General features: G+C 38.0%; 9 protein-coding genes. All 9 read right to left on the bottom strand.

The window, feature by feature from the left end; all coding sequences use genetic code 11:
* Positions 1-15: 15 nt before the first annotated feature.
* Positions 16-1,254: a DUF2264 domain-containing protein gene (locus CGC64_RS02695; RefSeq protein ID WP_005675210.1), complete on the bottom strand. Its 1,239-nt coding sequence runs from the start codon at positions 1,252-1,254 to the stop codon at positions 16-18.
* A gap of 68 nt (positions 1,255-1,322) precedes the next feature.
* Positions 1,323-3,173, bottom strand: coding sequence for a RagB/SusD family nutrient uptake outer membrane protein (locus CGC64_RS02700; RefSeq protein WP_005675208.1), 1,851 nt, complete (start codon positions 3,171-3,173; stop codon positions 1,323-1,325).
* 22 nt (positions 3,174-3,195) lie between these two features.
* Positions 3,196-6,282 carry a SusC/RagA family TonB-linked outer membrane protein gene (locus tag CGC64_RS02705; RefSeq protein WP_005675207.1) on the bottom strand — a complete coding sequence of 1,029 codons (3,087 nt, stop codon included), beginning with the start codon at positions 6,280-6,282 and terminating at the stop codon, positions 3,196-3,198.
* A gap of 47 nt (positions 6,283-6,329) precedes the next feature.
* Positions 6,330-7,412: a glycoside hydrolase family 88/105 protein gene (locus CGC64_RS02710; protein ID WP_005675206.1), complete on the bottom strand. Its 1,083-nt coding sequence runs from the start codon at positions 7,410-7,412 to the stop codon at positions 6,330-6,332.
* A gap of 25 nt (positions 7,413-7,437) precedes the next feature.
* Positions 7,438-9,252: a glycoside hydrolase family 2 protein gene (locus tag CGC64_RS02715; protein ID WP_005675205.1), complete on the bottom strand. Its 1,815-nt coding sequence runs from the start codon at positions 9,250-9,252 to the stop codon at positions 7,438-7,440.
* 279 nt (positions 9,253-9,531) lie between these two features.
* Entirely contained in the window at positions 9,532-10,206 is a 675-nt protein-coding gene (locus CGC64_RS02720; protein ID WP_005675204.1) for a DUF4998 domain-containing protein, read from the bottom strand.
* 21 nt (positions 10,207-10,227) lie between these two features.
* Positions 10,228-11,442, bottom strand: a complete 1,215-nt coding sequence (locus tag CGC64_RS02725; RefSeq protein WP_005675203.1) for a DUF5000 domain-containing lipoprotein — start codon at positions 11,440-11,442, stop codon at positions 10,228-10,230.
* A gap of 19 nt (positions 11,443-11,461) precedes the next feature.
* On the bottom strand, positions 11,462-13,384 hold the full coding sequence (locus CGC64_RS02730) for a RagB/SusD family nutrient uptake outer membrane protein (protein ID WP_005675202.1): 1,923 nt from the start codon (positions 13,382-13,384) through the stop codon (positions 11,462-11,464).
* 12 nt (positions 13,385-13,396) lie between these two features.
* The gene (locus CGC64_RS02735) at positions 13,397-16,591 is read right to left on the bottom strand and encodes a SusC/RagA family TonB-linked outer membrane protein (RefSeq protein WP_005675200.1); all 3,195 of its coding nucleotides are present in this window, start codon (positions 16,589-16,591) and stop codon (positions 13,397-13,399) included.
* Positions 16,592-16,999: the final 408 nt, after the last annotated feature.

Below are 16,999 nucleotides of genomic sequence, written 5' to 3' on the forward strand. Positions count from 1 at the left end.
CTTCGAGATTTAATTCTAGTTTCTAATAGAACCATCTTTCTTTATATCACGACTTCCGCTCCATATTTTAACCGAAGACCATTTCTCAGGCTTGGCCGTCCAGAATTCATCATCCGCCTGTAAACCCAAAGGCAAGAAAATAAAAGTACACAAATAATTACTGCCAGTAGATACATATCTGTCGGCAATCTCGGGCTGGTGCCCACAAAATCCCAGATTCAGCCATCCATCCTTATCAAATGTACCTTTGGCCAATTGTCTTTTCATAACCTTAGTTAGAGCGCAACGCACTTGTGCCGGTTTGATATGTTCAGGTAATAATTTCATCCAGGATACCTGAGCTAATACCTGAAAAGCCCCAAAACGATAGCCCATTGATCTTCCCAATACAGGATAGGTCCCTTCCGGAGATATCATCTTTTCTTGTTGATCAGCATAACGGATCAGGCGTTGTAACTGTACGTCATAAAAATCAGCCCCTTCCACTTTATGCTCTTTCATGACCGCCAATACATCTATCAACATGGGTTGAATCACATAACTGTTGTAATAATCCAAATGAAAATTACGCCCGTCACCATACCAGCCATCTCCTTTATACCATTCTTTATGTCTCTTTAACGCATAGTGAATTGGTTTCAAATCACATTCACCCGTAAACTCCAATAAGGCCGCTTCAATAGTAGCAGAGAACATCAACCAATTAGACTCTGAAGCCTTGATCCTGCGCGAAGCTTTCAATTCCTTAATAATTCTCTCTTGAGTCACTTTATCTAACTTCGGCCAAATCTGATCCTTAGAACGTAACAAGCCTTGTGCAAAAAAAGCAGCATCAACCAACGGCTGTCCTCCAGGCCCATCAAAACGCATATAATCAGGTGATTCCGGGTTTACAGCATTAGCAATAGATTTCACCACTAAATTGGTATATTTAGCACGAAGCTGACCTTCTTCCGTATCATCAGGAGGTAAATTCAACCATGCAGAAATACCATCAAATGAACGTCCTAAAGCTTCCAAATGCGTCACATTCTTTCTTGTATTGCCATTGTTTAATCCATCAAAGGTTTCAACAGGCATGTTTTTCCTCAAAGTATTCTGACTCAAATTGGTATATAGCGGATCAATAATCTTGATCATTGTTTTCACCCAATACTCACGATCCTTACTTTTCTTTGCAAAAGCATTCCCCCCATTTACCAAAAGAGAAAATACTAGAAAAAAGAAGAATATTCTATGATTTTTATTATTCATAATTTTATAATTATTAGTTCTCAGTATCTTCGGTCACACCAAAGATACTGAGATTTTATCTAAATAAATTAATTAGCTTCTATTGTTTCCAAAGGAGGAATATTATTTTCAGATCCTGCATATCCCTTATTCTGATTAATATGCCCTTTAGTATTAGAATTAATCGTAGATGCAGGAATAGGCCATAAGACATGATACGGACTCATTGTAAATTCCACATTAGAAATAGTTTTAACTCCTTTATTATAAAAATCGGTGGACTCCATAATTCTATCATAAAAGAAATTATCTTCTGAGAAATTATCCATTTTATAGACCTTACCAGTATAAGAGGGTTTTCCCGTTTGTGCAAATATATAAGCAATACGAGTCAACTCTGTTTTTCTAGGTTCTTCATAATATAACTCTCTCGCACGTTCATCCAAAATTGTTCCAATATTCATATCAGATGCCGCCAAATCACCTGCACCCGCTCTATTTCTTACTTCATTCACATCATCTGCCGCTTTCTGCAAACTAGCAGCATCGCCTTTCCAACAATAAGCCTCTGCACGCAACAAATAGGTTTCCGCCAAACGATATACATACCAGTCTGTATTACCACCTTCCGGTTGATCTACTCTGTCCGGATCCGGTATAAATAATTTGTAATGCGGCCAACCAAACCAACTACGAATTGTATCTTTACACAACAGCTGTCCAGTCTCTCCATAAAGCTGTAAAGGTTTGCCATAATATTTATTTTTCCCCTCCAACTTAGGTTCATTATATACTAAATCCTCCATATTCATCCAATTTCCTTTTGCATGACGCAAATCATTCGGATCATCCCAAATATACTGGGTAGAATAAGCTGTTCCCCGACAGCGTCCGATTCCACGTCCATACTTTTTAACTAGTGAAATTTTAACTGTTCCTGTCGGATCCTTTTTGTCTGTTACTCCCTGTTTACCATCAGGAGTCAATATAGCATTCTTCGTATTTCCATAATAAGGCACTGCATTTCTCATCGTTCTGATTCCATCACCTTGGCTTCCTTCTACAAGGTATCTGTCAATAACCAACAAGATAGTCTCTTTATTTTCTGCCAATGCCTTATTTTCAGGGCGATGTAAATCCCAAATCACATTTTTAGTAGCATCAGCTTTTTCTGCTCCGAATCTATTTTTCATCAATTCATAACGCGGGTCACTTATTACAGCCGTAGCTGCTGTTATGGCTTCATCAAACAAACCGGCAGCCAAATATAACTTTGCCAACAAATGATAGCCTGCCGCACGTGGAGCTTTTCCTCTATCAACCACCTCAGGCATCCATTGACAAGCAAACTTCATATCATCGATCATTTTATTTAAAATGACCTCACGCTTCGTTGTATAGAAGTCGAGTTTCGCCTCTGTAAATTCTTTCAATAGTAAAGGCACATCACCAAATTGATTTATCAAACGATAATAGTGATAAGCTCTAAAGAAATAAGCAGTAGCCAATATCTCGTTCTTCTCCTGTTCAGACGAGTAAGTTGCTTCATCAATACGTGTAATCACAGTATTAGCATACCTAATATTATCATACGCTTCATTCCAATACCAACCTACTCTATTGGCATTAGGACTATTCAAATTTTTATCAGGCGTAATAACCGCATTTAGATCTTGAGCAACACTTGTTTTGTCCGTAGTTCCTTCAATAGCTACCTCAGAAAAAATATGTTCGGTAATAATGGCAGGTCCATCTCCATAAAACTCCGCTTTAATCCTTTTCTCACAAGTACCAAGTGCAGCCCACATACCTTTAGCATCTACCAGAGTATTCTCCGGAGAATAAAATGAAAGAGGTTTAGGTTCCAACCAGCTGTCCCCACAACTCGAAAGAGTTATCGCAACAGATCCTATTATCACTAATTTACTAATATTATTCATAACATTGATTCTTAAAAGTTAATTACATAGTCACATTAATACCAAAAGTATACGTACGAGGAGTAGGACTACTATTTTCCGGATCCCAAAGTTTAAAATCCGGAGCCCAAACCGCTACATTTCTTACATTAGCATAAACTCTCAATGAGCCTAATCCCAATTTAGTAATCCAACGTGATGGAACATTGTATCCGACAGATATATTATCTAATCGAATAAATGATTTTTTCCGATATACAGAAAAACTGTTTCCTCCTGTACTGGAATCAATTCTTGCCCACTCATTTGTCGGATTTTCCGGAGTCCAGTATGGTAACTTGTAAGCATTCTGTCTATCATTATATACCGTGGTTCCACTATGCTTAGCTACATCATATGTACCTTTATGCCCCCAAAGAGAATACAACATGAAAGAAACATCTATATTCTTATATATCTTGAAATCATTGCGCAATGTCCATGTAAATTTCGGACTAGTTGTCCCTTGGAATACTTTATCCTCATCTGTATACTGTCCGTTTCCATCAACATCCCTCAACTTAAAATCACCAGGAGCTACACCATACTTCTTTGCTTCTTCCGCTTCATCCTGTTGCCAGACTCCAATAACTTCCAATCCCCATATTTCATCCAAAGACTTACCTATAAACCATTTATTCTTGATATCGTCAGCCTCTTTCTGTCCTACTACGTTCCCATTTTCATCTAAAACATCAACCATATCTCCGTACAGGTGAACAATCTTATTTCTGTTCAAAGTAAAATTGAATGTTGAACTCCATGCAAAATTCTTTGTATCAATATTCTTCGATGTCAGGCTAAGTTCAATGCCTTTATTCTCTACTTCACCTAAATTAGACATCACTGAACTGAATCCGATCAATTCGGGTAATGTACGTTCAATAAGAAGGTCTTTCGTGTTAGCTTTATAAATATCGATATTTCCTTTTAACCGTTCATTAAATATAGAAAAATCCAATCCTAAGTTGAATGAAGCCGTACGTTCCCATTTTAATTCTTTATTAGCCAAAGAATTCACATAAAGATAGGATCCATTATAAACCTTTCCATCCGGACTTACATACATATATTTACTATTACCCATTCTGGCTAAAGCTCTATAAACCCCAATGTCTCTATTACCATTTAATCCCCATGAGAACCTTAGCTTTCCATAGTCCAACCAATTTAACTTCTTCAAAAAAGGTTCATCAGAGAATACCCAGCCGACAGCAACTGAGGGGAATACCGCCCGAGGATTTTTTTGTCCAAACGCAGAATAGCCATCTCTCCGAACCGTACCGGTAATCATATAACGGTTGTCATACGAATAAAATAAACGTGCCATCAATGCATCACCGGTTCTATATTCATCATTACTACTAATTGTAGGCAATATTCCACCTTTCATATAATGATATCCAAGATCATCATTTGGATCAAATCCTTCATTATTCATTTCATCACTCCATCTTTGAAACTTCTCCGCATTAAATAAGAAAGTGAAATCCACGTCATGTACTTTGGCGAAAGTTTGTTTCCACTTTACTATATTGTCAAGTTGCCATAGAAAATCATTTCTAAAAGTTCGTGAAGCAGAACCCCCAAAATCTTTCCAGCTTGGATGTTCCGAAGATTTATGTACATAATCTGTAGCCCACTCATATCGTGGAGAGAAATTCATCTGATAAGATATATTAAAAGGTAAAGATACCTTAGCATAGATATTAGCATTCAAATTATTTATCACATTTCTCTTATCTGTATAATAAGAATCGATCAAAGGATGCTTCGCTGACGTGTCATCTCCCGGATTCAACTTCATTGTTCCATCTTCATTAGTAGGACTTCCATATGGAGTCAGCTTCTGATACTGAACCCAATCCGCTCCGATAGCACTGGCATCACGTTGTACAAATTGCGCATTTAATCCCACAGTCAGAAACTTATTTATTTTGGCATCCAGATTTAAACGAGTCTTAAATGATTTATATCCGTTATTTACAATAATGCCCTCATTGTCTGTCCATCCCATAGACCAATAATAATTTACCCCTTTTGTCTTTCCCGAAATACTTGCATTATAATCCTGACGAAGACCATTCTGAAAAACCATATCGGCCCAATCTACAGATTTACCATCCAAATAATTCTGTATTTCCAAGTTCTTAAAGCCAATTCGACGCAACCAAGTCTCTACAGGATCTCCCGTCGAATTATCATATTTCATCCAATCTTCAATAGAAACATCTGCGGGTAATTTACGAGGGTCATTAAACTCATAAGGTCTATGGTTCGGATTTGCACTATTAAAGACATCCGTCCTCCAAGCAGTAAACTCATCTCCCTGATATACTTCAGGAACTATAGCCTGAGTAGCTACACCTATAGAAGCATCAAAACTAATTGTCGGTTTTTCACTTTTACCCATCTTTGTAGTGATGATAATAACTCCACTAGCAGAACGCGCTCCGTAAATAGCAGCAGAACTAGCATCCTTCAACACATCAATTTGTTCTATATCATTCGGATTAATATCGGCCAAGTCACCCGGATATATAACTCCATCCAATACAATCAACGGATCAGTTCCAGCATTAATTGAGTTCTTTCCACGAATCAAAAGACTTCCACCCGGTTTGGGACCTGCACTAAAACCAACACTCAATCCCGGAACATTCGCTCTTAATAAGTCTTGCATGGAGGAAGGACTTTCATTTTCCAACTGCGCAGACTTTACTTGCATTACTGCACCAGTCAAGTCTCTTTTGCGAGCACTACCATAACCAATCACAACTACTTCATTCAACGTTTCTGAATCTTCTGCCAGACGAATCACAAAATCGCGTTTGTCTTTGACAGGAATTTCTTGCTGAGCAAATCCTATATATGATACTACAAGGGTAGCTCCGGAAGAAACATTTAAAGTAAAAAATCCGTCAAAATCAGAAATAACTCCATTCGTTGTACCTTTCTCCATTATATTAGCCCCAATAACAGGCTCATTATGTTCATCAGTTATCTTACCTTTCACTGTTACTTTTTGTTGAGCAGACAGTTGAACGGTAAACAACAGAAAAGCGATTAACCATAAGATTCTCACTTTCATAAAACAATGTCTTTCCATTTCGTATAAGTTTAATTATTATTAAAAGGCTATTTCATTTTCAACATCTCAATTCCTGCCATCAAGAATGCTCCAACCCCATATACCTCAGTCATATTCTGAGTCACTTGTTCAGGAGCAGCACTAACCGGTTGGACATATCCAAGCATGCCATCTTCATGAACATAGCTTTTCAAAGCCTTCCACCCCTTACGGGCAGCTTTTTTATATTTTCTATCTTTCAAAATTCCTTGATTCACTCCCCAGCCCAAGCCATAAACAAAAAATCCGGAAGCACTATTTTCAGGGGAAGGATATGAATCCGGATCAAGCATACTGGCATGCCAAGAACCATTCTTATCCTGACACTGAACTATAGCGGAAGCCATTTCTTTATAAATGTTCAGATAATAATCATAAGTAGGATGATCTTTAGGCAAAGTTTGCAACAACAAAGGTATTCCTGCAAACACCCAACCATTACCTCTTCCCCAAAATACCTTCTCGCCATTCTTCTCTCTTTTGGGAATATATCTTCTATCACGATAGTATAACTTAGCATCCGCATCATATAAAGAATCTGTAGCTTCTTTAAATTCCCTATCCATAAAAGCCAAATAGTTTTTCTCCGGATAGAGCTTATTCAACAACCCGTATACCGGCGGAGCCATAAATAACGCATCACACCATGACCAACGTTCCGACCAATTCTTTGCTCCGAGCCACAAACGGGCCTTCGAAGGTTTAGCAACAACAGAATCTACACGGGCAATTGTAGGCTGAATCATTGCAGGATCATGGTATTTCTCATACATACGAATATACATCTGTGCTATAACAAGATCGTCCGCATGATAGAGACGTTTTAAGAACCCCCAATGATGTTTCTTCCCTATCTGCATCAGAAAATCATAATAACGGGAGTCTTGAGTATAATCTGCCCATTCTACCATCCCCCGGAACAAGACTCCGTTTGTCCACGCCAAATCATGATGTTTAACTTTTGACTGATGATTTACCTGCCACATGGCAACTTTATCAATTAACACACGATCTTGTCCCTTCTTACTTTTCGCTTCTACTGTAGAGAATATCGAAAAAAGACTAAAAACCAAAATAAGTATTTTTCTCATGGTAAATATAAAATCTCTATATTTGTTATTTTAACGTTTTACAAATCTCATTATTGATCTTCTTCAATGTTGCTTCATCCAGCTTTATTACTTTACGGTCATAAGTCATCAGTCCATTCACTTCTACTTCTACATCTGTCGTTTGTGTGTAAACAGCTGCAGAAAAGCCTTGCTTTATCATTTCTTTCAGCATTTCTGCATACTTCAGATATTCAGCAGTAGCTTCCGTAGATGTATTAAACTGGATGTATCCCCAATTCCGGTTGGGTTCCCAAAGATGATTCTTCAAAACTAAACCAATCCCCCCATATTCTCCTAGTACCGTAGCACGTTGTGCATCATACAAATACATTTCCGGCCCCGGATAATTATGCAAATCAAGCATATCACCGCAAGTATAATGATTTCCACCACTTGCCGGATTGACCAAACGTGTAGAGTCATATTGTTTGGTCCATTCTGCAATCTCACTTGTCTTAAATTGCCCCCAAGCCTCATTAAAGGGCACCCAAGTCCCAATACAAGGATAAGAATAGAGATAATCAATAATTTCTTTCCATTCCTTACGATAAGTAGCCTCAGATTCAGGAGAACGTGTCAGTTCCGTTCCATCAAAATACTTCTTTCTCTGCCACTCCAAGGTTTTATCACCATTAGGCATATCCTGCCAAACAATTACTCCCATTTGATCACAGTATGTATACCAACGTGCAGGCTCTACCTTTACATGTTTTCTTATCATATTAAAGCCCAAATCTTTCGTTTTCTTGATATCATAACACAATGCCTCATCCGTAGGAGCTGTATATAATCCATCCGGCCACCAACCCTGATCTAACGGACCAAATTGAAACAGATCTTTATTGTTTAACTGTAAACGCACAATACCTTTTTTGTCTCTTTTCATAGAGTACTTACGCATCGCCATATAACTCCTTACACAGTCTACCCGTTTTCCTCCCTCAAATAAAGAAACTTCCATCTGATATAAGAATGGTTCATCCGGCGACCAAAGTTTGGCATCAGCCGGCATGGAAACCTCAACTGGTAACCCATTAATTGATGTTCCCACAGCCACCAGACGCCCTCCTTCAAACACTTTTACCTCAAATTTATCTGAATACCTATTGTCATCTGTTTCAACCTTTACTTTAACCTTATTCAAATCTATATCAGGTGTTGTTTTTATATCTGTAATATAGTGTTCAGACACCGGTTCCAACCATACAGTCTGCCAGATACCACTCACCGGCGTATACCAGATACCATGAGGATTACTCACTTGCTTTCCGCGTGGCTGCGTACCTTTTTCTGTCGGGTCCCACACTTTGACAACCAAATTATTTTCCGAGTTCTTCAAAGCTTGGGTTATATCAAATGTAAACGGAGTAAATCCTCCTGTATGTTCTCCTACTTTTATATTGTTAACCCATACCTCAGTTTTCCAATCAACAGCTCCAAAATGAAGCAAAATCCTTTTTCCTCTCCATTTAGAGGGTATAACAAACTCACGCTGATACCATAATTCTTTATCTTCTCCCAATGTCTTTCCGACTCCCGAAAGGCTGGATTCGACAGCAAATGGTACTAATATATCACCTTCAAAAGAATCCGGAATTGATTTTCCCAACGGTAAAACTGCATACTTCCATAAACCATTCAAATTAGACCACTCAGAACGCTCCATAATAGGACGCGGATATTCCGGTAATACATTGTTCACATCTATCTTCTCCGCCCAAGAAGTTTTGATCCTATCTCCTACAGGGGTCCATTGTGCCCATAACATCTGAGAAAATAATGACAGAGCTATTCCTATTGAAAATAATTGTTTTATCATATATAACTAGTTTTATCATTTGCAGTAATCAACACAGGCAAAATTAGAGGTTCGCACAATATATAGATGATATAAACATCCCAATAAATCACAAAAACGTCTCAAAATAAAATGATATAGACAAATGAAACATGAATGGGATAATTGATGCATATAGCATAAAAAAAAGCCTTGTACCATTTGTAGTACCCGTTACTACAAAAGATACAAGGCTTTCATATAATTCTATAGTAAGAAAAATGACCTTATAAATCCTTTTTGTTATCTCTGCTATTTCTTTTAATTGATTTCAAGCTCATCCGACTCACTATAAAAATAATCTATGGCGGTTTCTTCCGGCAAATAAACGGAACGATAAGTGATATGGTCTCCTGCGAAATCATCTATCTTCACCTGTGTTGCGGGAGCTTTCAAAAGCACAGTTTTATTTTTCCCCTCAGAACTCATATAAGTAATTTCAGAAGCAAAAAAAGTTGGTTCAAGCGAAGCTGCAAAAGTAACGGTCAATACATCATTCTTTAAAACCGCCGTCTTTACTTTTGTATTGAACAACAATTTCTCATAAACATCACCATATACTGCACAAGGAACCTCCGACATAATAGAAGAATTACCATACGTATCGTATGTACAGATTTCAAAGACATACGAGCCTTCCGCCAAATCCTCTACTACAACCTGAGTAAGAGTTGCTTTATCTGTCAATTGTAATTCAGTAGACTTCGTTCTGTTTTCCCAGAATATTTTTGCCGTTTTAGCACGAGGATCAAATAATTTCTGCCATTCGAGCATAACCCGATTACGTCCTGCATAAGCTTTCAGTGAATCTACTTTTCCAATATATACAATAGGCCCTTCTTCTATAAACTCTTTATACGTGGCATCCATACCATCGCAAGAGATCAAGGCACCTATACTTAAAAATATAAAAATCAGTTTTTTAAATAGTTTCATAGCATTATCTTTTACTTGTTACTAATTATGCCTCGCACCGAAAAACGTAAGTTCGTGAAGATGCATATAACGTGTTTTCCCCCATGTGTCATTCGTTTTAAAACGAATATAACGTACAGCCGGAGCATTATCAGGAATAATAAAATTCTCACCATTTTTCGCAGCTTCCTGATCCTCTGTTGTAAGAGCATCGTTTACACCACCTCCTGAAGGTTTCACCGACTCATATTCAGAAAGTAATACCCAAGAATCATCAAAGCTACCATCTGGATTTGGATCATTACTACCCCACAGTTCAAAATGCTTCGGGTGTCCTGCTTTAAATGTATTACCATACTTACCCGGATAATAACGTGAAACCATTACAAATCGGCTCAATTTATACTTTTCCCCCATATCAAAGGTAAACCATTGCGGCATTACTGTTGTCGTCTTGGTTTGAAAACAAGGATCTGTATCTGTGATTCCATCCCAAAGCCGCGTCATATCATTTCCTTTCGTCACTTCATTCCATGAGTGGCACTCATAAGAGTCAGTCGGCAAAGCCATCTTCCTGAACAAAGACTTATCGCATTGTTCTTCATACAAAGGAGTCTCAGTGACATACAATGTATCAGAAAGATGTCCCCATCTATCTCTGACAAAAATACCAAAATCTGTAGTAACAGCATCCAGGCCGCGTACATAGAAATCACCACCTTTAGCCTCAGTATAATGCATATATACCTGTGTCCAAATCCCTTCTGCCTGTTTCTTTATGACCCCCAGTCCCAATTTAGCCTTTTCCGGGTTATCAAAGTTCACTTTGATACCGCCAAATGTTTCAGCTGAAATTAATGTTCCACGCACTTTCTGATAAGGAGGAGTATCCGGACTTACTTTTACCACAAGCGGAGTAGAGACAGCCTCACCATAACTAACGGAATAAAGTTCAACGTCATACTCTCCCTTAGTAGGGAATCCTTCTACTACCAAAGAATCTGTATAGAAAGAAGCATTAACTGTACGAATCATATTATCAACTTTATAGCTAGCCCGAACATATTTTAAATTTTGATCATCCGGCAAATCATAATAGATAATTGCTGCACCAGGCAGATTCTTTACCGTCGCATTCAGCACCTGTGACGGTGGTGTCGTACTTCCCGTAGGTTCGTTCAGATCAGCATTGTCGGCACAAGCAGCCAAAACAACTCCTATATAAAACAACCCATATTTATAAAATTTCTTCTTCATAACGTTTTTATTTTAAAGTTTACCAACCATAATTCTGTACCAGGTTTTTATTCGAATATAGTTCCTTATCTAAAATCGGCCAGAAATAGTTTCTTATTCTAAACTCTTGAGTATAAATCAATTGTTCTGTATAGTAATCTTCATTTGTGCTATACTGAGTATTCCAACCAGTTATCGGCTTATTCTGTTCCTGAAATGCCAATTTCCATCTACGTAAGTCCCAAAATCTCTGTGCTTCGAATGCCAATTCAATTCCACGTTCCTGTTGTATGATCTCACGTCTGCCATCTATTGTTTCATATTTCTTATTGTTCGTATATGTATCCCAGCTTTCTTCCACACCTTTCAGTCCTGCTCTTTCTCTGATCAAATCGACCCAAGTCAGAACATCAGTTTTAGTAGCACCACTTTCATTCAAAGCTTCAGCATACAACAGATATAAGTTACCCAATCTCATCACCGGGAACGGATATGTAATCTTAGTAAAACCACTGGTCTGCCCTACCACACTCTTAAAATGAACTAGTTTTTTAGGCCATATACCTGTTTCATTCCATGAATTCGCAATCTGATTGGCAGCAGACTGTCCTTGTTTACATTGCACATAAATCGGTTTCGTCTCATCTGTCACTCCCTGCCCGAACCAGACTGCACCATCAAATCCTAAACTTGCGTAATAGCGTACTTCTCTGTCAAAATTCAGATTAGCTGTTGTATACCCTTCCTTGATAAAGTACTTATCATTAGCTGTTGCTTTTCTCAATTCAAAACGATCATCATAATTCCATGTCTTATCTTCTGTAATAGGAACTCCATTTTTTGTATAAAACAAATCTGCTATTTTTAGAGGGACAGCCAAATTACCACCAACACTCGCATTTCCTTCTTTTCCCGGTTCCAATCCACGTGGAATAGCATGATCCTGTAACTGTCCGATAATACTATTTGAATTAGCCCAAATAATTTCTTGATTCCACTTTTCCGTCACAATGTTACGAATATTCATTTTCGCACGGGTCTGATCGGATATTGTGTATTCAAGAGAAGTATATTTATATAAATCATGTCCCTGAGCTTTCAGAAAATCAATAGCCTGCCTACAAGCTTCCGCAGCATCTATCCAACGCTGTTTTTTGGCCTGTTCCGATTTATTCGGATTGAATAGTTCAATACCTCTGGAATCAGTATATCCTTTATAATCAGCATTTCCATTAAATAAAGGACTGGCAGCAGTTACCATCACTTCGGCTTTTATTGCCATTGCAATTCCTTGAGTAATTCGTCCCAACTCTTCAGCCTCATTCATTATCTTATCAGGCAAATGATTACTGTTGATAATCTCGGTTAAAGAATTGATTACATAATCAAAGCATTCGTCTATAGTACTCCTAAAAACCTTTACTTCATCCTCACTTGCATTTACCGGAATATTCCGATCCATAATAGGAATTGGTCCATACATTCTAATCAGCCAATAATGGTAATAGACTTTCAAGAAACGTACTTCTGCCGCCCAACGGTCTTTCTCTGCTTGTGTCATATCAGGTACCTTCTGAATATTCTCCAGAAAGATGTTACAGTCACTGATTCCTTGATACAATGATTTGTTATTCTGTTGATCGGCTCCGGTCCAATAATCACAGCGTGGTCTTGCCGAACTTTGCATATTATGTGAAATATACCATGCATGTACGTGTGCTGCACTACGAAAAGACTCCGTAATATACAGTTCGTCACCACCGGCAATTGCCGGATTTGCCTCCAACAGGCCATGAGCCGGAAGATAATAATAACAGGTAAACAAATATTTCTCTGCCTGTGCCCTCATTGTAAATGCATTATCGATTGTAGCAATATCATCCGGAACAATATCCAAGAATGAATCACATGAAGATAAAGCGATAATCAAACAATTTAATATAAACAGTTGTATTTTTTTCATTTTATATCAAATTTAGAAAGTTAAATTTAGTCCTATATTATACACACGCTGTACAGGATAACCTAAGCCGGAACCTGCCATTTCAGGATCCCAAAGTTTAAATTTACTAAAGCATAATAGATTGTTTCCTGTAACATAGAATCGAAGGTTCTTGATTCCTACTTTATTAGTCACTTTTTCAGGAATAGTATAACCAATCTCCAATTGTTTTAAACGCAAGAACGAACCATCCCGCATAAACCAAGTACTCGTTTTACTGTTATTCTCAATAGAAGTCGGGCTTAATCTCGGCCATACCGCATAAGCATCTCTATTATCCTCCGACCAATGACTATCTGCAATAAACTTTGCAAGTGCATTATGCCCAACTCTATTACCTACAACTTTTGTATCAACCGTGTTAAAAAATGGAGATACATTATTATAATCAATCCAAAATGATTCTCTAGCCAATCCTTGGAAAAACACTGATATATCCCAATTCTTATATCCATAAGAGGCACCAAAACCATATACAATTTCCGGTTCTTTCGGATATCCGATAGGTACCTGATCGAGATCAGTAATCTTACCATCCTTGTTCACATCACGATACTTAATATCACCTGCACCATATTCTCCAAATTGCACAGGAGAATTAGCCACTTCATTGTCGTCAACAAATAGACCTTCTGCTATATATCCCCAAGTCTGATTAGTTGGATAACCCACTTTCTGTTTCCACCATGCTCCCGGATATTCATAATCCTCATACACCATATATTCACTTGTCGCATAAGTAAAGTTTCCTCTCAACTGCAACCATGATTTATTGGCGAAATATTTATTATAATCTAACGATAAGTCAACTCCGTGCCCCTTGGCCTCTCCCAAGTTTGCATAAGGTTGTACCCAAAGTCCCATAGATGCCGGGATCGAAGTTCGTTGTTGCAAAATACTCTTACGGCGTTCCGTATAATACTCTGCCGTCACATTCAAATCATTAAATAAAGTGAACTCAAGTGCAAAGTTTGTTTTAGCAGACTTTTCCCATGTAATTTCAGGATCAGAATATCGCTTTACCGAAATACCATCCCGATGATAATCATAATTATATCCGAAGTTTGCCCCATACTTACTATCATTCATATTGATATCCGACAAATACAGGAAACGCCCGCTTCCGATAGCATCATTACCAACAATACCATAAGACGCTCTCAATTTCAACTTGGATACTACATCTTTAAATGGATCCCAAAAAGACTCATTAGAAACAACCCATGCCAAACCGGCAGAAGGGAAGAAACCGAACCGTTTACTTTTATGGAAGCGTTCGGAACCATTATACCCGAAGTTGAACTCTGCAAAATAACGATTATTATATGCATAAGTGAAACGCCCCGATAAACCGACATTGCGGTAAGGCAGAGATGCCTGAAGCGAGCCTGCATTCGGCTGAAGGTTATTTCTCAACTGATAGACTAATAATCCGCCTACTCCATGTTTTCCGAAATCACGATTATAATTCAATGCAGCCTCTATATACATATTAGCCGTAATACTCTTACCACCCGGATCATAAATCAGATATTCCGAACCGTCATCCGGATTAATGATATCAATGGCATAATCACCGGTCAGATAATCATAATTAGTCATCTTATAATAATATGGATTCAGTTTACGTGAAACATCATAACTGGAGATACGGGAAGTATTAAACAACAAGCGTGCCGATAAACCTTCCGTCAAGAATTTCAGATCCTGTTTCACTTCAAACTGCGCACTCAAATTAGAACGGCCGGATTCTTTATATCCTCTTACCATTTCTGCATACGGATTCAAATATTGTCCATTTTCAGCATTACCAAATAAAGTATGTTTCGTGTATGTATGAGCTTCATCTTTGGGATATTTAGCGGGAAACAATACCGGATTACTCTTCATAATCAGATTGTACATAGCCGAACCACCATATAACGGTCCGTTATAATCATCGAACACACCACTTAGACGGACAATCAATTCTGTTGTCTTGGTAGCGTTGATATTCACATTAGAACGAAGAGTATAAACTCTCTGTTTGATATTATTATTAAAATTACTGTTCTTATCAACCTCCAGAATACCATTGTCTTGACTATACGAAGCTGCCACATAGTAACGTGCGACATCACCACCACCTGTAATATTCAGGTTGACGCGCTGGTTCATCGTAAAATCTTTTAATAATTCCTTTCTCCAATCCGTAGCCGGATAAATTACAGATCCCGCCCCCGGTACAGTATTGTCTATTTTTTCCTCAGAATACATCAACGGCGCCAACGGATTACGAGTTAAATAGGCCTCATTGTGCAGACGCATATAAGTAACAGGATCTGCCAATTCTATCTCTTGAGTCGGAGTGGATATTGAGTTCTCAACTCTTAAGCTTAACCGTGCTTTTCCCTTCTGACCTTCTTTGGTTTTCACCAGAATCACACCATTTGCACCACGGGCACCGTAAAGAGCGGTAGCAGTAGCATCCTTCATAATAGAAAAGCTGGCGATGTCATCTGGCTGTAAACGAGCCAGATCGGTAGAAGTTAACTCAATGCCGTCAATCAAAATCAACGGATCTTTTTTATATCCGAAAGTTGTAACACCGCGAACAAAGAAAGAGGCGTCATCCACCCCCGGTTCACCAGTTCTCTGATAAGAGATTACTCCTGCAATACGCCCGGCAAGTGCATTCGTAAGATTACTGGAGGGTGTTTTCAGTTCCGCCACTTTCACGGTTGAAATAGCACCAATAACACTCTCCTTTTTCTGTGTACCAAAAGCCACAACCTCAACTCCCTCCAACATCTGAGAGTCCTCATACAGAATTGCATTTATGGTTGTTTCATTTCCTACGGTTTTAGTCAGCTTTACATAACCTACATAACTAAATTCCAAAATAGCTCCTTTAGAAACGTTAGACAGTGTATAGTTACCATCCAAATCAGTAACAACTCCAGTAGTAGAGCCTTTCACCAATACAGATGCACCGATAATAGGTTCACCGTCTGTACCCAAAACCTTACCTTTAATCACCATTCCTTTTTTTTGCTGCTGGACAGTCTGATTATCACTGACTGCATATGCAACAGATACAGAAAGAAAAGAAAAGGTCGTCAGACATACACCTACAATCCACAACCGCCTTTTTAAGCATGTGCTTAGATCTCTTGTTTTTGTTTTCATAATTATTAATAAAAAGGTTATTTCATTATAAATATTCCCGATACCAGTTGATAAGAAGCCCACAAAGGATAAAAAGCTTCTTTAATTGATGCAATGGTTTTATCATAGTATTTTTGATTGATTAACATAGGCAAAATTAACGGATGAGAGGATTTCCTGATAAAATAAATATCCCAATAAATCGCAATACTGTCTCAAACAAAAGAAAGAATAGCAAATTCGTTTCAAATGAAATATAAATGGAACAAATATCCCATAAATTATCATATTAGCCTATTTTTTAGAAAGATATAGAGCTCCTCCGCTGCATTATTACAACGCTCTAATCCCTCTATCTATCAAGCACATAAGTCTACGATCTGCAGGATATGTACCCTACAGATATCTATATACAACACCAATACTTTT

Origin of the sequence: Bacteroides caccae, from assembly GCF_002222615.2 — a bacterium.
Classification (GTDB): Bacteria; Bacteroidota; Bacteroidia; order Bacteroidales; family Bacteroidaceae; genus Bacteroides; species Bacteroides caccae.

Excerpts from the sequence above, each read along its gene's own strand:
- CGC64_RS02695 (WP_005675210.1), bottom strand. The coding sequence starts at position 1,254 with ATGAATAATAAAAATCATAGAATATTCTTCTTTTTTCTAGTATTTTCT.
- CGC64_RS02700 (WP_005675208.1), bottom strand. The coding sequence starts at position 3,173 with ATGAATAATATTAGTAAATTAGTGATAATAGGATCTGTTGCGATAACT.
- CGC64_RS02705 (WP_005675207.1), bottom strand. The coding sequence starts at position 6,282 with ATGAAAGTGAGAATCTTATGGTTAATCGCTTTTCTGTTGTTTACCGTT.
- CGC64_RS02710 (WP_005675206.1), bottom strand. The coding sequence starts at position 7,412 with ATGAGAAAAATACTTATTTTGGTTTTTAGTCTTTTTTCGATATTCTCT.
- CGC64_RS02715 (WP_005675205.1), bottom strand. The coding sequence starts at position 9,252 with ATGATAAAACAATTATTTTCAATAGGAATAGCTCTGTCATTATTTTCT.
- CGC64_RS02720 (WP_005675204.1), bottom strand. The coding sequence starts at position 10,206 with ATGAAACTATTTAAAAAACTGATTTTTATATTTTTAAGTATAGGTGCC.
- CGC64_RS02725 (WP_005675203.1), bottom strand. The coding sequence starts at position 11,442 with ATGAAGAAGAAATTTTATAAATATGGGTTGTTTTATATAGGAGTTGTT.
- CGC64_RS02730 (WP_005675202.1), bottom strand. The coding sequence starts at position 13,384 with ATGAAAAAAATACAACTGTTTATATTAAATTGTTTGATTATCGCTTTA.
- CGC64_RS02735 (WP_005675200.1), bottom strand. The coding sequence starts at position 16,591 with ATGAAAACAAAAACAAGAGATCTAAGCACATGCTTAAAAAGGCGGTTG.